15 protein-coding genes and 1 pseudogene are annotated in these 21,063 nt (G+C 36.0%); 14 read left to right on the forward strand and 2 right to left on the reverse strand.

The window, feature by feature from the left end; genetic code table 11:
• Positions 1 to 107: 107 nt before the first annotated feature.
• From ACIQ0C_RS05785 to ACIQ0C_RS05835, 11 genes are all read left to right on the forward strand, one after another.
• Positions 108 to 704, forward strand: coding sequence for a serine/threonine protein kinase (locus ACIQ0C_RS05785; protein ID WP_402837266.1), 597 nt, complete (start codon positions 108 to 110; stop codon positions 702 to 704).
• 1,087 nt (positions 705 to 1,791) lie between these two features.
• The gene (locus tag ACIQ0C_RS05790) at positions 1,792 to 2,409 is read left to right on the forward strand and encodes a hypothetical protein (protein ID WP_403057905.1); all 618 of its coding nucleotides are present in this window, start codon (positions 1,792 to 1,794) and stop codon (positions 2,407 to 2,409) included.
• A gap of 879 nt (positions 2,410 to 3,288) precedes the next feature.
• Positions 3,289 to 4,194 carry a UTP--glucose-1-phosphate uridylyltransferase GalU gene (galU, locus tag ACIQ0C_RS05795; protein WP_402837262.1) on the forward strand — a complete coding sequence of 302 codons (906 nt, stop codon included), beginning with the start codon at positions 3,289 to 3,291 and terminating at the stop codon, positions 4,192 to 4,194.
• 1 nt (position 4,195) lies between these two features.
• Positions 4,196 to 5,515 (forward strand): UDP-glucose dehydrogenase family protein, encoded by a 1,320-nt coding sequence (locus tag ACIQ0C_RS05800; RefSeq protein ID WP_403057908.1) that lies wholly within the window; start codon positions 4,196 to 4,198, stop codon positions 5,513 to 5,515.
• 382 nt (positions 5,516 to 5,897) lie between these two features.
• A complete protein-coding gene (locus tag ACIQ0C_RS05805) occupies positions 5,898 to 7,403 on the forward strand; it encodes a glycosyltransferase (RefSeq protein WP_403057911.1) in 1,506 nt (501 codons plus the stop codon).
• Positions 7,390 to 8,571 (forward strand): hypothetical protein, encoded by a 1,182-nt coding sequence (locus tag ACIQ0C_RS05810; protein ID WP_403057914.1) that lies wholly within the window; start codon positions 7,390 to 7,392, stop codon positions 8,569 to 8,571. Before ACIQ0C_RS05805 ends, ACIQ0C_RS05810 begins: the two co-directional genes overlap by 14 nt.
• A 390-nt stretch (positions 8,572 to 8,961) precedes the next feature.
• Entirely contained in the window at positions 8,962 to 9,966 is a 1,005-nt protein-coding gene (locus tag ACIQ0C_RS05815) for an NAD-dependent epimerase (RefSeq protein ID WP_403057917.1), read from the forward strand.
• Positions 9,967 to 10,316: 350 nt separating this feature from the next.
• On the forward strand, positions 10,317 to 10,622 hold the full coding sequence (locus tag ACIQ0C_RS05820; protein WP_403057920.1) for a hypothetical protein: 306 nt from the start codon (positions 10,317 to 10,319) through the stop codon (positions 10,620 to 10,622).
• Entirely contained in the window at positions 10,619 to 11,881 is a 1,263-nt protein-coding gene (locus ACIQ0C_RS05825) for a glycosyltransferase (RefSeq protein ID WP_403057923.1), read from the forward strand. Before ACIQ0C_RS05820 ends, ACIQ0C_RS05825 begins: the two co-directional genes overlap by 4 nt.
• A gap of 346 nt (positions 11,882 to 12,227) precedes the next feature.
• Positions 12,228 to 13,958 (forward strand): phospho-sugar mutase, encoded by a 1,731-nt coding sequence (locus ACIQ0C_RS05830; RefSeq protein ID WP_403057926.1) that lies wholly within the window; start codon positions 12,228 to 12,230, stop codon positions 13,956 to 13,958.
• Positions 13,959 to 15,401: 1,443 nt separating this feature from the next.
• Positions 15,402 to 15,788, forward strand: a complete 387-nt coding sequence (locus tag ACIQ0C_RS05835) for a DUF192 domain-containing protein (RefSeq protein ID WP_403057929.1) — start codon at positions 15,402 to 15,404, stop codon at positions 15,786 to 15,788.
• Positions 15,789 to 16,380: 592 nt separating this feature from the next.
• Here the strand turns inward: ACIQ0C_RS05835 and ACIQ0C_RS05840 are convergent.
• A pseudogene (locus ACIQ0C_RS05840) lies at positions 16,381 to 16,932 on the reverse strand (DUF418 domain-containing protein); the annotation flags it as partial.
• Between the two features lie 226 nt (positions 16,933 to 17,158).
• Positions 17,159 to 18,349, reverse strand: a complete 1,191-nt coding sequence (locus ACIQ0C_RS05845; protein ID WP_403057932.1) for an MFS transporter — start codon at positions 18,347 to 18,349, stop codon at positions 17,159 to 17,161.
• A 298-nt stretch (positions 18,350 to 18,647) separates the two neighbouring features.
• Between ACIQ0C_RS05845 and ACIQ0C_RS05850 the strand changes: the two genes are divergently transcribed.
• The 3 genes from ACIQ0C_RS05850 to ACIQ0C_RS05860 all read left to right on the forward strand — a co-directional run bounded on the left by ACIQ0C_RS05850 (position 18,648) and on the right by ACIQ0C_RS05860 (position 20,163).
• The gene (locus ACIQ0C_RS05850; RefSeq protein ID WP_402837240.1) at positions 18,648 to 18,863 is read left to right on the forward strand and encodes a hypothetical protein; all 216 of its coding nucleotides are present in this window, start codon (positions 18,648 to 18,650) and stop codon (positions 18,861 to 18,863) included.
• A 369-nt stretch (positions 18,864 to 19,232) separates the two neighbouring features.
• Positions 19,233 to 19,631 carry a hypothetical protein gene (locus ACIQ0C_RS05855; RefSeq protein WP_403057935.1) on the forward strand — a complete coding sequence of 133 codons (399 nt, stop codon included), beginning with the start codon at positions 19,233 to 19,235 and terminating at the stop codon, positions 19,629 to 19,631.
• Positions 19,632 to 19,701: 70 nt separating this feature from the next.
• Positions 19,702 to 20,163: a flavodoxin gene (locus ACIQ0C_RS05860; RefSeq protein WP_403057938.1), complete on the forward strand. Its 462-nt coding sequence runs from the start codon at positions 19,702 to 19,704 to the stop codon at positions 20,161 to 20,163.
• Positions 20,164 to 21,063 lie beyond the last annotated feature (900 nt).

Genomic DNA, 21,063 nt, shown 5'->3' on the forward strand with positions numbered 1-21,063 from the left:
ATGACTTAATTTTGTGAAAAAGTGTTATTAACCTAAAGCAACTAATCGATGATTTCATATTATAGATATTATGGTTGTCCAAAAGTAGAAAAGAGGTGGTAGATTAGATGAATGATTTTAAATTAATAAAGGTTGAGAGAATAGAAAAGAACGGTAAAAAGGAACTTCTTATTCATAATCCGACCACATTAAAACTAATTGGGGCAGGAAGTCAAGGTGCAGTTTTTCAGCTTGATGAAGATATTTGCGTAAAAATTTATGTCAATCCCAATGCAGCAACAAAAGAGGGGAAAGCACTTGAAGCAGCGAAGGAAACCCATATTGTTCCGAGGTTATATGAAGTCGGACCAAACTATGTAATTATGGAATATTTAAAAGGTCCCAATCTAAAAGATTATTTGAAAGGAAAGCAAGATATTCCCGAATCGTTTACAGAACAAATCATAATGATTCGAAAGGAACTAAAGAGAGTTGGATTTATTAGAATCAAGACCTCAATCGGACATTTTGTTGTAACAAAGGGAAATGTGCTGAAAGCCATCGATCATTCAGATGGCCTCACAATGAATGATCCATATAATCCAAAGATGTTTCGTGATCTAAAGAAATTGGGGTTATTGGATACATTCCTGAAACAAGCAAAGAAAATCGATCCTGAATCGTATGAAGAATGGCAGAAAAACATCGACTTCAATGCGATATAAATGAGAATATGCGAAATTGGGTGCTTCAAAGAATTAAAGCGGCCCAGTATCGCAAAAAATGCATGATGATTCCTACAAAACCAATGATGCTGTACAAGCAGGGAAACTTAAAAGAGGAAAGTCGAACCCTTAACGTAAGGGGTTCGACTTTTTAGTTTGGAATTCTCCCAGACTATAAAAATTGCGAAATGGGCGGAAAAGCATCATAACTCCCATTCGCAAAAGTGCATGTTCGGCGGTTATAAGTACAAATTACAATATTCGTAAAATCATTTTTACAACCAGATAACGATTTTCCATAATAAAGTGGTTTTTTTGATTTTTTTTTGGAAGATGGTATAAGTTTAACGTCTACACATGACAAACGCTCAGTCATTCAAAGGCTTGTTGAATAACTATAGAAAGAATGGTGATAGTTGTTTATCTATAAAGATCTCTGTCTATGCAAATAAGAAAATCGGAAACCTCATGTATGGTTTCCTAACTAAAAAGAGGTGAATCACTTTCAAACATCCCTAAATTGGACACCAACCATTTCGATTAAGACTGCTTAGACTGGACCATTCTTTGGGCTTCCATTACTCTTGAAGAATCAGACCTCGCTCCCAGCATCAATGCTTATGTCAGAAAGCTTCAAGTGTTTTAAGGAGAAACCAACTAATAACTTCATTGATTACGGTGAATCAGTTGTTGTCCTTGCTTTAACTTTCACGGCAACCAGCTTAACCTTCCTGTTGTCCGAGTAGCATTTTGAAAATGACGAGTCAAGGAACTTACCGAAACCCTGGTATGTTAGGTGCTACTCCTACGTTTTCTACCAATGTGGACAATACAATAAAAAATCAAGGCCATTGCTGTAATTATAATCGGAACGGCAACGGCAGCACATTCATGTCAACAACAACACTAGGAAATGGTGAAATAACTATCTCCGATTGTCCTTATACTGATTCTGCAACGAAAGCGATTTACTAGAAACATAAAAGGTGAATGCAATGTCAATTGAGAAGACGATTTTTCCAACTACACAATATGTAATTCAAGTGTGCCTCCATAACCAATAAATAGTGAAAAGGGTGGGAACCTAATGGGTAAATATGATCAAACAGATAATCACAGGGAAGACAATAAGAAGAAATATAGCCATATATTGGAAAATATTCAAGTCCAACTCCAACTCCAAGAAAAACAACAGAAGGAGCTTCAGGTTCAACTTCAGAATCAGTTAATTAAACAACAAAATGATACTTTAAATAAAATCTTACAAGAAATAACGAAGATTTCACAACCACTGGAAAACATTCAAGACCAACTCCAACTCCAAGAAAATCAACAGAAGGAACTTCAGGTTCAACTTCAGGATAAATTATCTAAACAACAAGATGAGCATTTAGATAAAGTCTTACACGAAATATCGAAGCGTTCACAACCACTAGAAAACATTCAAGTCCAACTCCAAATCCAAGAAGAACAACAGAAGGAACTTCAGATTCAACTTCAGAATCAGTTAATTAAACAACAAGATCAAACTTCAAATAAAATCTTACAAGAAATAACGAAGATTTCACAACCACAACCCCTCTTATTAAAATCGCCTTTTAGCATAATCGATTCCCTTGATTTAGATGTAGAAAAAAAGGCGCAAATTGCGATGTTTATAGCTAATAGCAGTAGTGGTAATAAAAATGAAGATGAGACTAAATAAAGAAGAGGCTGTTAAAGCCTCTTCTTCTTTATTTGAAAATTCCCATTGAAGGTCGTTATCACAGTATTTGCCATTCCTATCCGTAAAATGTGCATTCTAAATTATTTAAGACTCTTCAAAAGGTAAAGAAACCAACTTCAAAGATATCGAAGTAGTGGGTGTAGGCGTGTTCCTGCAGAAATCGAAACCTTTGCGTCGATGGCTCCCATGGGAACTAGCCGATGGTTGCTAACGGAATGATTCATTAGAATTGTATCCAATATGCCAAGTTTTGCTCTTCATGTACGGAGAAAGTAATAGTGTTGCATTACCCTCTACAAGGATGATAAGAATTGTTGCTTTAGGGGTAGTTAATCATATTCTATAAACTATATCCATTCAACATAGATCGTAGCTCTTAAAAAACCTCCCCTTTTTATTTGAAGAATCCCCCCCTCAAAAGCATGAATACAGACCATCATATATTATGATCTAAAGGGGAGCGGAAAGGATTAGTCACTAAAAACTGGACCTGCGATACCCATTATATAAATCTAAGAAATTGTTGCTCTCATTTCTGACAGCTGGAGTTTTTCATAGAAAGAAAAAAGGAAATCGTTTAGTCTACTGAATCGCAAAAAAGCTCCACAGTGGTTTATCCGAACCGTATATCGACCATTACAGCAAAACCAAGGTAACTCCATTACATAAAAAGTGTAATGGAGTTTTTAATTTGGACTAACCTACAAGTTGCGACGCCCGGCCGCGGCCAGAGTGGGATTCTCACATGTATAGCCTACTGGTCCCTTAAATAAAAAAGGACTAATTGGGCTACTAACTAGACCGGAAGTTGTCCTATTGCATATAAAGGATTAATGAATGACAAAAGGGAGGCAGCTTATGAAAATCCGAAAGGCCATTATTCCGGCCGCAGGTCTAGGGACCCGATTTTTGCCTGCAACTAAAGCTCAGGCTAAGGAAATGCTGCCGATTGTTGATAAACCAACGATTCAATATATTGTTGAAGAAGCAGTAGCTTCAGGTATAGAGGAAATAATTATCATAATCGGTAGAGGTAAAAGATCAATAGAGGATCATTTTGATAAATCCTATGAGTTGGAAGATGCACTTTTAAGAAAAAATCAGCTCGATATTTTAGAGGAAGTTCAGAAAATATCTAGTTTGGCAAATATCTATTATGTCCGCCAAAAGGAACCGATGGGGCTAGGACATGCAATACTCTGTGCTAAAAGCTTCATTGGAAATGAACCTTTTGCCGTTTTGTTAGGGGATGACATCGTTATGTCTAAAACACCTTGTCTGAAACAAATCATCAGTGTTTTTGAGTATTGCAACAGTTCCGTCGTAGCTGTTCAGAATGTTCCAGAAAAGGATGTCAGTAAATATGGAATTATTAAGCCAAAAGGGACAATGATTGAGCCAAACCTTTTTCATATCGATTCTTTGGTGGAAAAACCGAAAAGGGAAGAGGCTCCTTCCAGATATGCGATAATGGGGCGTTATGTTTTAAGACCTGAGATTTTTGACACACTATCAAAGCTTCCGGTTGGACATGGCAATGAATTACAACTTACTGATGCCATAAATGAGCTAAATAAGCAGCAGGCCGTATTAGCATATAACTTTGAGGGAAACCGATATGATATTGGTGATAAAGTTGGATTCATTAAGGCAACAATAGACTTTGCTTTGCGCAGGGATGATATAAGAGACGAGGTACTTTCCTATTTAAGGGATGTAAATAAGAAAGAAGACCTTCAAATTATAAAGAGAGAGCCTGAATAATATGAAAATAGCTGTTTTGGGTACAGGTTATGTCGGGCTGTCCACTGGTGTCTGTTTGTCAGAAATAGGTCATAACGTCATTTGTATCGATACAGATGAACAGAAAATTAAAAGTCTACGTAAAGGGATTTCTCCAATATATGAACCGGGTCTGGAGAATTTGCTTACTCAAAATGCTGCAGCGGGTAGACTGCTATTTACTACATCTCATCGAGAAGCGCTAAATGGTGCCGAGATTATCATCATTGCCGTAGGAACACCGCAAATGGAGGACGGGGGAGCAGATTTATCTTATATTGTGCAAGCCGCGAAGGATATTGCTGCGAACCTGGTACAGAGTTCAGTAGTCGTTATAAAGAGTACCGTGCCTGTTGGTACGAATGATTATATTAAAAGCATTATTGAAGAACATTGTAACGAAAGTGTCAATTTTAATATGGTTTCAAATCCAGAATTTTTAAGACAAGGGTCAGCCGTCATGGATACGATGCAAGCAGATCGAATCATCATCGGTTCTGAAAATGATGAAGCTGCTAAGAAAGTACAAGAAATGTATCGTCCGTTAAATGTACCATTTATACTAACAAGCATTCGAAGTGCGGAAATGATTAAGTATGCATCTAATGCCTTTTTGGCGACTAAGATTAGCTTTATCAATGAAGTTGCCAATTTATGCGGAGTAGTAGGTGCAGATGTTAAAGATGTAGCAAAGGGAATGGGAAAAGATAAAAGGATCGGAGAAGCTTTTTTACAGCCCGGCATTGGTTATGGAGGGTCTTGTTTTCCAAAGGATGTTAAAGCGTTGCTTCATACTGCCAAGTTAAATGGAGTACAGTTTTCCCTGTTAAAAGAAACAGTTGCAATCAATGATTTTCAGCAGGAAATCCTAGTAACGAAAGCGAAAAATCGCTTGGGGGATTTAAAAGGGAAAAAGGTTGCAATGCTTGGTCTCGCTTTCAAGCCAGAGACAGACGACATGAGGGAAGCGCCATCAATCAAAATTGCACGTTCATTAACCAAACTTGGAGCAGAAGTGGTAGCTTATGATCCGGTTGCAATAGATAATGCGAAGAACATATTAGGGGATACAATCAGATTTGCCAGCTCAGTCCGAGAAGCGGCAGTGAAAGCGGATGCTGTATTTATTGTTACCGAATGGAATGAGTTTAGACATTTAGATCTGGAAACATTGGTGAACACAATGAGTCAACCGCTTGTTTTTGATGGAAGAAATTGTCTTGAAGAAAATCGAATCAGAGCGTGCAAGAAAATTGAATATTACCCAATAGGTAGACCAGCAATTTTTATTGGCAAGACATAAAGCGAAAAATATTTTCAAAACACTTCAGTAGATCAAACATGATTTTTTGAAAACGTATAATAGGTTTAAACTGGCGATGGAGCACCTTTGATAGTTCTTGGGTGCTTTTTTATATTTCTTAAATAGAAGAAAAATCTTTAGCGACTATTTAAAAAACCTTAGATCAACATCAACTATTAACATGTTGTATTTATTATCATTGTTTGCAAATGAACTTGTGTCATGGCACTTACTTCAATCCAATTGTATTAGGCAAACGCATACTCACTGCCATTTAGCTTTACTGTATGTTATTAGTCCATGCGTACCTATACAGTCCTGCATAATATACTTGAAACGGTCCAGGAAATTTGCTTACTATGCATGAAAGGAGAACATTTACTTGCACACAGTTATGCATTTGAATTTAAGAGTTGATCCGACCCAATATATCTCACAGATTAGAGAAGTTCCTGATTATGATTATATTCATATGGTACGACAACCTAAGTATATGATAGATCTTTCCCTTTTAAATGAGAAGGTTCATTATCTCAATGAAGTTTTCTCACCAAAAGAATATGTGAAAAGAAATAATATCTCCCTATTACATGCTCACCATGGCCAATTAGGGATGTTATTACTTCCTTTTAAAGAGGAAACAAACCTTCCGTTGGTAACAAGTATTAGAGGCAGGGATGCAACCCTTGCTAATCAGCCCATTGGGTATTTAGATAACATGAGAATGCTATTTGATCGAGGTGAGCGTTTTTTTCCAGTTTGTCAGTATTTAGCAGATAGGTTAATTGCTTGGGGTTGTCCTTCAGAAAAAATTAGAGTGCTATATGGGGGCGTTGACCTTAACGAATTCAAATACCGGGCTCCACATAAAGGGGACACTCAAAACATTTTATCCATCGGCAGGTTGGTGGAAAAAAAAGGACATCATATCTTAATGCAAGCTTTCCAAAAAATCAGAGGGAAATTTCCAAATGCAACCTTGACGATTATCGGAAGAGGAGAGCTTGAAGAATATCTCATTTCATTGGCAAATCAACTTAATTTAGGAGACTCATTTCGTTTATTAAATCATCTCCCTAAAGATCAAGTACGAGAACAAATGACCAATGCAGATATATTTTGCGCCGCGAGCTTAGAAGCTGCCAATGGAGATGTAGAAGGGATACCTAATACATTAAAAGAAGCCATGGCGATTGGGGTACCTGTGATTTCGACCAATCATGCCGGCATCCCTGAATTAATAACAAATAACAAAGAAGGGGTTTTAGTACAAGAAAACAATGTAGATGATCTGGCAGATGCTCTTGAATTCATGCTAACTAACAGGGGAATTTGGGAAACATATACAGTAGCGGCTCGTCAAAAAGTAGAACAAAACTTTAACCTCGTCCAACAACTTCAACAACAAGCTGAATTTTATGATGAACTTGTAGCCCCTTATAAAGTAGGTAAACGATATTTAGTAACACATCGCCAAATAGATAAAAAAATCCTTAAGGAGGCTCCACAGCCTCAACAGCAAGGTAAGTATGATGGCGAAACAACAGCGCCTAGAAAAAAAGCCGAATTAGCCAGAAAAGCCCTTATTTATATGCAACAGCTACAACAGCTTCAAGGGCATCAAGAACTTCCACAGCTACAACAGTTACCGCAGCTTCAAAAGCAGACTAAAGATAAAGTTAAAGATGAACTTGTAGCATCTAATAAAAATGAAAAAAAAGCTAAAATCCAACCGAGAGCTAAAGTTAATGATGAAAAAATAGCTTATCATAAAAAAGAAAAAAAGGCTCTTAAAGCCGAAAAAGTCAAAAAAGCCCTTTATAAAATTCAAAAGTTACAACAGAAGGCCCTAGATGAGCAGTTAGGAGGAGATCATGGAGGATTTTAAAACCATTACTGTCACCAAAGGTGAAAAAGCTTTGGAAATTCACAATCCAACTAGCTATTCGCTGATTGGAATGGGTGCTCAAGGTGCAGTGTTTCAACTTTCAGAAGATAGATGTGTAAAAATCTATTCAGACCCTGTACAAGCGAGAATGGAGGAAGAAGCTCTCGAAGCTGGAAAACATCTACCCTTTATGCCTGTGGTATATGATACAGGACCAAACTATATAGTTATGGAATATTTTAATGCCCCGACCTTAAAAGAATATCTGAGAAATTGTACGTATATCCCTGATTCTATAGTAAAGAAACTTCTCTATATATTAAAGGAATTAAAACAAGCAAAGTTCACCATGATAGATGCCCCCCTACGCCATATTTTTGTCGTTGGTAATGAGGAACTGAAGGTGATTGACCATGTTAATTCCTTTAAAAGGATGCATCCTGTACCATTAAAATTATTAAGAGATTTAAAAATAATCCTTTTAAAGGACTCGTTCCTAGATCAAGTGAAAAAGCTTGAACCGGACATCTTCAATGAGTGGGAGGATTATTTCAATCAAAATAGTTTGGACTTTAGAAACATTCCAGTCCTCTCAGGAGGGTCAGGTAATGGAGTGAAAGTGGATAGCGCTATAACACAAACACTCATAGGAAAAGGGCATCAAGGTGCTGTTTATCGAGTTTCTGAAGAGACATGCGTCAAACTTTACGGAAAAACTGAACATGCAAATCAGGAAAAAATGGTTCTTTTATCAAGTCAAGACTTGCCTTTTATCCCGAAAGTCTTTGAAACAGGACCAAATTATATATTAATGGAATATCTATCAGGACCAGATTTAAATACGTTTCTTAAAAAACAATCTGTACTTTCCAAGGAAATAACAAAACGAATACTCTATATATTAAAAACAATGGAAAAATCAGGTTTCAAACAAATTGATGCCCCATTACGGCATATTATTGTAACCAAGAATGGTTTTAAATTAGTCGACCATGTGTACTCGTTTTCACGTGAACAAAAAAGACCTCTCGAGTTATTTAAGGATCTGCGAGAAAGAAATTTTTTAGATTCCTTTTTAGAACAAGTGAAGGCGATAGATCCTGGTACGTATGCTGAATGGACAAAAACACCAATCCCATTAGATGAAAATGAAAATACCCTTGTATAGTCATAGTTATGTAACTGGAATCTCACGAAAAAATGCAAAAAGGTTTTACGCCTAAAAAGGAACATATCAAAACCGGTGATGATTTCGTTTACACCGGTTTCCAGGATGGTAGCTTAAACTCCCTTACGTAAGTGCTAGTTCACAGCGGGTATAAGAGTGAAAAACTCATGAGACTTAAAGCGAAAAGGATTCATGTCATTGGTGGATTACGAATAAAACGTATGTCTCTCCAATGAAAATTTTGAGTTTAGCTCCTCTTTTTATCCGCCTTAATGAATTTTGTTCTGTTGGTGTAAAGGATCGAAAGAATCAATGTATAAATAATGATTAGTAAGTGTTCCGGAAAGGTGTCAAAATCCTAATGTAATAGAAAGGATTGGAATTAATGCTATGAACATTTTAGTAACAGGGGCAGCAGGATTTATTGGTTTCCATTTAACACAACGTTTGTTAGCCCTAGATAACAATGTTATTGGAGTAGACAATATTAATGATTATTATGATGTTTTTTTAAAAAACAATCGACTGAAGATATTAGAAGAAAACCCTGATTTTGAATTCCACAAAATGGATTTGTCAAATAAAGAAAAATTAAATCAATTATTTAAAGACAGAACCATTGATATAGTCATCAACTTAGCAGCTCAGGCTGGAGTACGTTATAGCATAGACAACCCGGATTCTTATGTTAATTCCAACCTGGTTGGGTTTGTAAATATCTTAGAGGTTTGTCGACACAATAACGTCAAGCACTTAATTTATGCATCCTCTAGTTCTGTATATGGCGCAAATACTAATATCCCCTTCTCAACCAAAGACCCAGTGGATCATCCAGTAAGTTTATACGCTGCCACTAAAAAGTCTAATGAATTAATGGCTCATACTTATAGTCATTTATATAATATTCCAACCACAGGACTCCGTTTCTTTACGGTGTATGGTCCTTGGGGGAGACCTGATATGGCTTATTATTCCTTTACTAAAAATATAATTGAAGGAAAAACAATAAAGGTTTTTAATAATGGAGATATGAGAAGAGACTTCACTTATATTGATGATATTGTTGAAGGAATAGTCCGATTACTTGATAAACCACCGGTTCATAATATTGGATGGGATAGAGCTAACCCTGATTCAAGTTCAAGCTATGCCCCGTACAAAATTTATAATATCGGTAACAATAAACCCATAAAATTAATGGATTTCATTAACACATTAGAGAAACTAATTGGCAAAAAGGCAAAAATAGAATTATTACCAATGCAACCCGGAGATGTTAAGGAGACATATGCAGATATTGCCGATTTGCATGCTGATGTGGGGTTCCATCCTTCAACAACAATAGAAGAAGGTTTAACTCATTTTGTAAATTGGTACAAAAAGTACAATAAATAAGGAAAAAAGAAGTAGTGAATTTTAAAAAATGGGATATTAATGGATAAAAAATAAAAGATGGAATCTCTGCTTGTTGTCAAACTACAATGTTGCATAATGAAAAAATATAATATGGTATAGGTGAAGTTTCAATAACATTTCAAACCATTAAACGATCCACCCTCAACTTAGCTGTCATAGACACCATTTTTTTTATGAAATCTGAAAATTGAAAATGTCTATTCGATATTAGTAGATTTGAAGTGTATATGACAGTACTGTTCAATATATCAAAAGTTTAATGTATAAAGACCCCAAGTAAAAAACATTAACTAAAAATTTTGTAAGTAATTAAAGGAGAGAAAACTCCATTGGAAGTTCTTAATGAGTATGATTTGTCAGATTTTCTCATGACATCCCTTAAACGAAATTCTATAAAAGATCCTCTATTCAAATTAAATCCTCTGTTTGAAAACTACTTTAAAGTTTGTTCTGAAGACCTACCATACAAATACATTTATAAAGCCGATTCTATGTTCCCACATGAATTTCACAAGCAAGTGAAACAAATTGTAGAACAAAGAAATCTGAAAAAATCAGGAAATTATCATGAACTTTTAGCAGAACGTGAAAAGAGCAAATATGAATTTCTTGTTAAAGGGACTGAGTTGGGATGAAAACCATTGCTTTTTTTGTAAGTGAAAACATTAAAACACACCAACGTTTTATATATAATCAAATCGTAAAAATAACTAACTATCGCTCAATCGTAATCGGCCCATTCGACAATACCGACCGTTCAGAATTCCCTTTTGAAAACTACTATAATATAAACAAAATTAAAGATCTAAAAAAGTTCTTCGAAGAACAAGATATCATAGCCATTCATGCTCATCACGGATCACACGGACAAGAGATTTTACCTGTATGTGAAAAATATAATATTCCTTTGATTGTTAGCATTAGAGGACGAGATGGTTCGGCCAGACCGGAAATTTTCGAAAAAAATGCTAAGCGATATTCAGCATTAAATAAGCATGGTGCATACTATTACCCTGTATGCCAATATCTTGCAGAAGGATTAAGAAGGTTAGGAATTCCGGCTAAAAATATGCATGTATTATATGGTGGTATCGAATTAGATCTTTTCCCCTATTCTAACCGCACTCTTCCTATAGAAGGCGAAATAAGAGTCCTATCTGTAGGTAGACTTGTAGACAAAAAAGGATTTGTTACTCTTATAAAAGCATTTAAACGCATTTATACACAATATCCAAATGCTAGACTGCATATTATTGGAGCAGGTGAAGATGAGAAAAAAATTAAATCCGCCATTACAGAATATAACCTTAAAGATGTTGTGATTCTTAAAGGAGCTATGGATTCAAAACAGGTTTCGAACGAATTGAAAAAAGCTCATATCTTCTGTCTAGCAAGTCAAACAGCTAAAAATGGTGATATCGAAGGCATTCCTAATGCCTTAAAAGAAGCAATGGCTAGCGGTTTACCTGTCGTTTCCACTCGACACGCGGGAATCCCCGAATTAATTGAACACCAAAGAACAGGATACCTAGCTCCAGAAAAAAATGATATCGAATTAGCGAAAGGCATACAATTCTTTTTAGAAAATCCAGATATTTGGAACGACTATACGGAAAAAGCACGGAAAGTAATTGAAGAAAAATTTGATGTCAATAAACAAATTATTGAGCAACAAAGACTATATTCTCTTGTTAATACAACGAAAGTGGAAACGGAACCAAAAAAGAAAACGAAAGCGGAAACGGAAAAGAAAAAGAAAAAGGAAAAGTATACGCAAACGGTAACAGAAAAGAAAAAGAAAACGAATACGCAAACAAAAACGAAAAAGAAAACGAAAGCGGAAACGGAAACAATAAAGAAATCGAAAACGGAAAAGAAAAAAAAGAAAAAATAAATCAAGTAGGGAGTAAGTGAAGAAACAGGTATAACGATTGTGGATTACAATTTCTAAAAGCTTTATCCTCTTCTTCCAAAGAAGTAATGAAGAATAAATGACACTCTTCCAAAGTACTGGTTTGGAAAATGAATATATCGTAACCAACTGCTTTGGAAGGAGTGCATTTGGCGATTCTACACCTTCCGTTACAGGATGAACAAATACTAAAGGAAGCTATGCTTTAGGAACGATGGCTTTTAGATTTCATATTCAATTGATAGCTTGTAATGATGTGTACTACGATCAAAAAGAAAAAATGCCGGACAAGAGAAAAAACAAACAGGCAGGAAGGAGCTGTATTTTCATGGACTGGAAGTCTTTATATACTATATGGACAAATTATCCCAATTTAAATAATGAAATGCGTTTAATGCTTGAAGAAATGAAGGATGATGAAATATCACTTGAAGACGCCTTTTATAAAAATTTGGAATTCGGGACAGGTGGTATGCGAGGGGAAATTGGTCCAGGTACGAATAGGATGAACATTTATACCGTACGAAAAGCGACTGTAGGACTTGCTGAATATATTCAATCGTTTGGAAACGAGGCAAAATCCAGAGGAGTCGTAATTGCTTACGATTCAAGACATAAGTCTCCCGAATTTGCATTGGAAGCAGCCAAGACTTTGGCAACAAAGGGAATTAAGGCTTATTTATTTGATGAATTACGGCCTACCCCACAGCTCTCTTTTTCGGTACGTAAGCTGAGTGCATTTGCCGGTATCGTCATTACAGCAAGCCATAATCCGCGTGAATATAATGGGTATAAAGTGTATGGTTCAGACGGGGCACAGCTACTTCCTGAAGCGGCGGATCAGGTCATTGATTACGTGAACGCGATTGAAAGTGAGCTTTCCATTGTAGTGGAGGAAGAAGAAGTCTTAAAGGACAGAGGGCTCATTCAAATCATTGGGGAGGAGCTGGATACGGCTTATAATGAGCATTTGCTCACTATTCCGGAAGATTCAAAATTGGCAGATGAAATCGATGTAAAGCTCGTGTTTACACCGCTTCATGGTACAGCCAATAAATCAGTAAAACGCGCTTTGCATGATCTAGGATATCGAAATGTCCAAATTGTTAAAGAACAGGAAATACCTGATGCTAATTTTCCTACTGTTAAAGTGCCTAATCCAGAGGAACATGCTGCTTTTGAACTGGCCATTGCGCTTGGAAACCGTATTAATGCTGATTTATTGATTGCCACCGACCCGGATGCGGATAGGCTCGGAATTAGCGTGAAGAATAATGCTGGAGATTATGTCGTATTAACAGGCAACCAAACAGGCGCTCTCTTTTTAGATTATTTAATTTCACAAAAACAAAGGAAAGGGAGCCTTCCTCATAATGGAGTCGTATTAAAGACCATCGTGACTTCGGAAATAGGACGGGCGATTTCTGAGCAAAATGGTTTAAAAACCGTAGATGTTTTAACTGGATTTAAATACATTGCTGAAAAAATCAATGAATACCACACAAGTGGAGAACATTCTTTCCTGTTTGGCTATGAAGAAAGCTATGGATATTTAATCAAAGATTTTGCTCGGGATAAGGATGCCATCCAGGCTACTATTCTGGCAGTGGAAGTCTGTGCCTATTACAAAAAGCAAGGTAAAACGATGTACGAAGGTTTACTGGATGTTTTCAATAAATATGGATATTACTTGGAAGATTTACGGTCGTTGACTTTAAAAGGAATTGAAGGTGCCAAGCAAATTCAGGCGATTCTCAATGAATTCCGGGAAAATCCACCAGCTCAAATCTCTGGTCAACAAGTAGTGGTTCAAGAGGATTATCTCAGCAGTAAAAAATACATGTTTGGGCCAAATAGGGAAGAGGAGATCAAGCTCCCAAAGTCGAACGTTTTAAAATACTTTCTTGAAGATGGGACATGGGTATGTTTACGACCTTCCGGAACAGAACCTAAAATTAAATTTTATTTCGGTGTTCAAGGAAGCTCGATGAAGGAAGCTCAGGAGAAATTATCAAGCGTTACGAAAGACTTCATGAGAAGTATCAATAAAAGGCTTTAAAGAAGGACTCTCATTCAGAGATTTTTGTAAAAAAACCAGGGTCAGCATTCATTATGTAAAGAAATGCTGACCCTTTTTTGTCCATCAATGGATTAGTGCTCCATTCTAAATCTAGCACCTAGCCTTTCAGTATCAAAAATACCCTTCTTAGAAAACAAGATCCCTTTAGCCCTTCGTGGTGAAGGGGGTATATCCAAACATGGGTAGGGCATCGGGGGCTTATGCGGATATGTATGACTATTCGACATCAATTGGAATATTGAGCATATAATATACTATTCCATTCCACCAAATCCCCCTATGATAGTAGCCTTGCTGATACCGTATGACGTTACGTAGTACAGTTGTACAGGTCCTGGGATGGACCTTATGAAAGGTGCTAAATAGGGAGGATTTTTTTAAGGATCCTCATCAGCGCTCATGTTGAGGCATTTCCCAATGAGAAAAGCTGAACAGTGACTTAAAAGATGAAGTCTTAAAAAGTAAAACAAGAACATTTAACATAATACATAATCGAACATTCAAACAAAAAAACTGCCTTTGTTAACTAGGGCATAGTAATGTTATAAAGATATATTTTAGCGGGGAACCCCGAACGGGTTCCTTATGGTGTCTCTAACACTTTCCAGGGGACTTGCCGAAATCAATTAAAGAACTAAAGTATCCGTTACTCAGTCCTTCGAGGTGCTATTCGGACAGCAGGTTTGCTTGATTCATTACAGTTATTCCAACCGTATAGGACGCTAACGTAATCCATTTAATGGGCATATGAGGTATGAGAAATAGTTACAAAGGAATAATGCACGGCAACCGCGGCTGGACATTAAGTGAACCCTTCATCAGTAGAAAAGAGAACTTTGTTTATAGTCGTAATAGGAATGCGGTATAACAAGGTGCTTTGGTCACAAGAGGCATGTCCTTTAATGAAACGCCATTAATTTCATAAACGAAATTGCCTAATTTGATTTTTGCACCTTCAAGTACATTTTTAATTTGATCATGCTTTTTAGCTCGTTCTTCAATAATGCTACTGCGATATGGAACAGGCTCTCGCATTCTCGCTGATTTCAATCAGGGATAAGCTTCGCCTCAACACACATGGCATTATTACTTCATCAGGGACAATAGGTTTTGTGTTAATTACTAAAAACTCTCCATTTCTTATTTTAGTTCATGAAAGACTCCAAAAAACACCTGTGCTTTTATATACAGTTGCTGTGATTATCGAAAACAGAGTATTAAATATAAAAGCCATAGAATAAAGTATTAGAAGCGAAATGGACCTTGCTTAGTTATTATTTCAACTGTATTCGTTTTATCTCCAACTTTCTTTTTATTATTTATAAGCAGAGAAGGAAAGTTGATGACTTTTAAAAAGGAGTTCATAAGATAGAAACTTTCTTTTTTTCGAAAAACGTCTATTCCCTGCGAAGGTGAGTGAACATGAAAAATAGAATTAAAACAAAAATGATAAAAATACTCAGTGGAAACAAGGTAACTAGATTAAATGTTCAAGTTGCAGATACTCAAAAAAAAAGAGAAAAGGGCTTGATGTTTGTTAGCAAATTACCGGAAAATGAGGGGATGTTATTTGTGTTTTCAGAAGAAATATATGGTGGCTTTTGGATGAAAAACACATTTATTCCTTTATCTATTGCTTTTCTTGATTCATATGGGAAAATTCTAAAAATACTTGATATGGAGCCTTGTATAGAGGATTATTGCCCTACGTATGATCCGGGACTTTATTATTATTATGCGATTGAAGTGAATCTTGGATGGTTTGAAAAGAATCAAATAAAAGAAGGGGACTATGTAAAGTTTAATTGAATTTATATCACCTTACCTCTAGTTCTTAGAGGTGGATTTTTAAAAATGGGTATTTATTATGTTAATGATACTACTAAAATTGTGAATAATTTCATTTAAACTCAAAAGGTGTTTTACTTCATTACCGGGAGCTGTTCAGCAGCTTCTTTTCTTATACAACAAGAGTGGCAGGTTTCTTGAAGAAGGAATATCATATTTAGATCATAATGAGGATAAAATAACCAAAATAATTGTAAGTGCTGTTTATGTGAAACAATTTGTTTTGGGGATATTGTTATATTAACTTTTGATATTTCTCCGTTATTAACAAATGCTACACCTATGTCCTTGTAGTGGTGGAACCGCAACATAAGTAATGAGGTTTTTAAATTATGCCAAGCTAAATGCATATCGTCATTAAGAATTCAAAAGAAAATTTGACAGGATGATTATTAAATTTAAATCGGAGTGGTAAAGAAATTTCTCCAAATGATCTATTGCTATGTATGAAAAAAATGTTCTAAATGTGGTATTACATTTTTAGTATTTTAATATAATGAAGTAGATGAATAATAAAAGAAAACCGTACTTAAATGTTCGGTTTTCTTTTTGATTATTGATGTTTATATACTAATCGCCTTAATGAAATTTCCAATGGACCATACAGATTATTTTTTTCTAATAAAGTCGCCAAAACGACAGAAAGGACCCAAATTCCTACTGCTAACATAGCAGCTATACCGTTACTCACACGCCCTCCTAAATCAAGTGCTACTGGTGATAGAAATAGAACAAGCATTGCCTCATTCCAAACATAAAAAGTTAATGAACGTTTCCCTAAAGCCATTAAAGAATGGCTCATGAACCCAGGATTTATTAACCTTGCCCCAATCCATCCAAAGATGGCGGCATAGGCTAGTCCTCCGGCGATTCCTGTTAACATGTGCAGTCCGGATATTAAACCTGCTATAAAGAACCTAGGGTGCCACACGCTCCCTATAAAGGATAAAGGCAACGCTCCTAGGAATGAGACAGTCAACCCAATAATAGTTATGAAATAAAGTGTTCTTAAATGCTGTTCAGGCTTTGTTAATAACTGATATCTAGCAATCCACATTCCAGCCAAAACGGAAGGAAGAATGGGGAACATTAAATGAATCATGATAATTTGGGAAATACTTCTGGTTTATTGAAATATTTACATAATGTTTGTTTTTGTATCTTAATCCCGAAAGTCATTCGACTTGGATACAATATCGAATTTAGACTTGATCTGCGTCGTTCATCCCCTAATTTTACCTAGGCTATATTACTGTTTATTAGGATCTTGTTCAACCCATGGGAAGCCATGCAGCAAGAAAAGATCTTTCATTGGCGTTCGTACTTTTCTCTTATGCTGGCTTCTTTTGTTTCTGGTCTAAGCGATGACTTAGGAAAGTTAGAAGACTTGCCAAGATAGCAATCAGCCCGCCCACCAATGTTACACTCATCAAATTTCCCTGATGGTATACAATTCCGCCTAATGCGGAACCAAAGGCGATACCGACATTGCTTGCCACTGGCATCAGTGAAGCAGCCAGTCCTGTAGCTTTAGGTTGATAAATACCGGCTAGGTCTATCAAATAAAGCTGGGTAGATGTTGTTAAAAGGATGGCCATTAATGACATCAAGCTAATGTTAACCAAGCCAAAGATAAAATTATCTGTCGACCAATATAAACTGATCAGAACAACTGCTTGGACGAGGAAGACAAACCTAAGGCGCCCGATGGCATTGTAGCTGGCAATTTTACCAGCGAGTATGTTGCTGAAAATGGAAATAAATCCGTAGCCAAACAAGATCCAACTGATTGAACCACTTGGTGCTTCCATTCCTTTCAGGATCGGAACAAGATACGTATAAACGGCATACGTCGCTCCAAATCCAAGCGATGGGATGAAAAAAGCCATTAAGATTCGTGGGTGTGTTAACAAAGAAAATTGATCACGCATTGAACTTCGAAATGGACTGTGCATAGTAGGCAAAATGAAGAAAGATGCCAAAAAAGCAATTCCACCGAGAAAAGTCGTTAACAGGAAGGTTGCATTCCAGTCGTACCTTTCAGCGATGACAGTGCCAATTGGTACTCCGATCACGTTTGCAAGAGTAAAACCACCGAAAACGAATGATATAGCAAGTCCACGTTTTGCGATTGGCATGTTTTCACTGGCAACAATCATGGCAAGAGAAATTAAAACTCCTGTTGCAATCGCAGTCATCATCCGAAGTGCAAGGAGCATGACGTAGGTCGTCGAAATCACGCACAAAGCATTCAGGATGATGAACGAACCTATCAAAAACAACATCCATTTCCGTTTTGGAAAATGGCTTGTTGCCGACATAACAAGCGGTGTGGCAATGGCAAACGTAATGGCAAACGCAGAAACGAGTGTGCCTGCTTTTGCATTTGTTATATGGAGACTCGAGGAAATATCGGTTAAGATCCCGACGATAACAAATTCGCTTGTCCCGAGAACAAATGTTAATAAAGTAAGTGTTAAGATGAGCAGCCAATGCCGCTTGGTTAATTCTGTGGTGTGCATAAATACCTCTTTCCTAGATGAATGTAAAAGTGTCAACAGGGTGGAAAAACAATCTAACTATCATACCATAAAACATTTTTATGAGGAAAACCCTTGCATAGTTATCGTTGATTATTTCCTGCTAAAAAAGCTTGTACCTGAATCATTCACTAATTTTACCGTAACCTGTTATGTTAGAAAACAAAAAAAGAATTCTAAACGGATTAATAAGGAAAAGCATAAGGGTAACAAGTTAATAAAAATTTAATACTCTATATCAGGGAGAAGACATAAATCAAACAAGAAGGATGGGATCCTGATGGTTGATGAAAAAAAACGGGAACAATGGAAAAAGAAAGTTATGGATAATCTGAAGAGGGAAGCTGCCAAAAATATCATAGCAATAACGGGAGACCTAGCAAAATTAGATGCTAAAGTCAATAATACTTACACTGTATACATCAAGGATGGAAGGATGATAAAGAAACAAACAAATGGGAAGTGTGTTGTCATTAATGGAAAAACGATAAAATAGTTGTATAGCGTAAAAAAATACTCTGGGATGAGATATTCTCCAGAGTATTTTTTTGTACTAGGCAGCAGTAGCTAGGCATCTATTTTCAAAGCAACAAAACAAAAATAAGAAAACTTGGCAAAAACAGATTGACAATGATAATCATTATCACATAAAATACTAATTGAAAATGATTATCAATTTCGATTAGTTATCTTCATGTTAATATAAAGATTTCCGAATTTAAAAAGGTGGGACCAGGAAAAAATTAAAAAATGAGTCAACCCAACAGAATAGACGGTAACTCTGCCAAAAAACAGACTGACCGACAAAGAAGCAAGATTAAAGAAGAATTCAAAAAAACTGAATGTGAGTGAAGGAGGAACACCTATGGATAAAAATTTTACAATATTAGAACCTTTTCAGAATGAAGTAAGCTGCTGCTGTCCGAGTCAAAGGCACCAACATATAATTGAGTTTCTTCAAGGAGATGTTTGGACAATTACAAACGAACGGAAGTACATTGATTGCCTAGGATGGCACTTTTTAATAGTTGTCAACAACGAGTTTCAGTTTTTTTTGCACGCGGAGGATATCGAGGAACTGTATTCCAAGGGCAGCATTTGCTCCATTTTGGATTTGAACCTTAAAATTAACCATTTGAGTTTTAAAGTAAACGAAGCACTCGATGCACATGATAGGGAGTCATTTCTTTCATTTGCCGATGAACTGAGCAACGTACAAAAAATAAAGAATAAAATGAACTCTGCAGATGTACATGCTTTTTAAGAAAACAAGTTTCATGTACTTATAACATAAAAACAATAAATCGTTCGAGTTGTTGGAAGGGGAACTTATCATGTTTAAAATCATTATAATTTTTGCCAGTATGAGTGGAAATACAGAAGAAATGGCGAATGCCATTGCAGAAGGAATCACAGAAATCAGTGATATGAGTATCGAAAAGTTAGATATAATGGATGGTCCTGAAGCTTCCATACTTGGAGATTACGATGGGATCATATTAGGAGCATATACGTGGGGAGACGGAGAATTACCGGATGATTTTTTAGACTTTTATGAGGAAATGGATCATATTGATCTAACAGGAAAGAAAGCTGCGGTGTTTGGTTCCTGTGATTCATCTTACCTACAATATGGTGCAGCCGTAGATATTTTGACCGAAAAACTAAGGGAACAGGGTGCTGTTATTGTCCTGGAAGGGTTAAAAGTAGAATTAACCCCAGATGATGAGGATATCATAAACTGCCAAAATTTTGGAAGGGAATTTATAAAGAATAGTTTTGTCACTTCAATTTAGAATTTGAAATTTTATGAGGAAAGAGAGATGAAGGGAATGATCGGTAAGGAACATCGGATTTGCATTGCTACTTTAACTGATTACCATTTACAAGATTTTATAAGATGTCCTTATCAACTTTACTTTTTTCATATAGAAGGAAAAATCACAACTCAATCGGGTTGGAGGAAGATGGTTCAATTTGTGGCTAGCCAAGTTGTAAGTCGATATTATAAACTTCTCCCAATAAGTCAGACGACTAAGAAGGTTTAGGAATTGATACACACGAAGAAATGAACCTTTTATTTAATAATATGATTTCGGTATTTTGTGAAAAGGCATTTGGTCAATTACCGGAAGGAATAGAGATATTATCGCTTATGGAAGGTAATATAGAAACTTATATTTCCAGCCATGAATGATGTTTCGAATGGATTGGAATACCTCGGCATAATCAAGAATCTTTTACAAGAACCCAAAAAGTATTTGAATTAACGGATTCCTTAACAGTTTGCTAAAGGTGTTCTTATCAAAAAAGAAGTTATGAAGGATTTAATATAAACCATGAAAGATTTACTAGTCAATAATCGTGTTTAGAAAACCTGGAATCATTGTCTGTATTATTAGGAATTACGGTTTATTAAGGAGAAAAGAAACGTTAATAGATTTTGCCTAATTAACAGAATCAGAGAAAAATCCTTCCAAAAAGCTTTTGGGGGGTTATTGGGCATGGCCCAAAATAGTAATCGTAAGGACATGCCATTAGGTGGTTTATTGCTTTAACGGAGGCTGTTACAGCAACAATTGTATTAAGCAAAAAAGCAATCAAATTAGAGTGTGAAAAGCAATCTTGTCTAATTATTAAATGTTTATATTCCAAGAATAACCTCGACAGAATATATGATAAAACCAAATGAAAGG

This window comes from Peribacillus sp. NPDC096448 (genome assembly GCF_044762675.1).
Classification (GTDB): domain Bacteria; phylum Bacillota; class Bacilli; order Bacillales; family DSM-1321; genus Peribacillus; species Peribacillus frigoritolerans_B.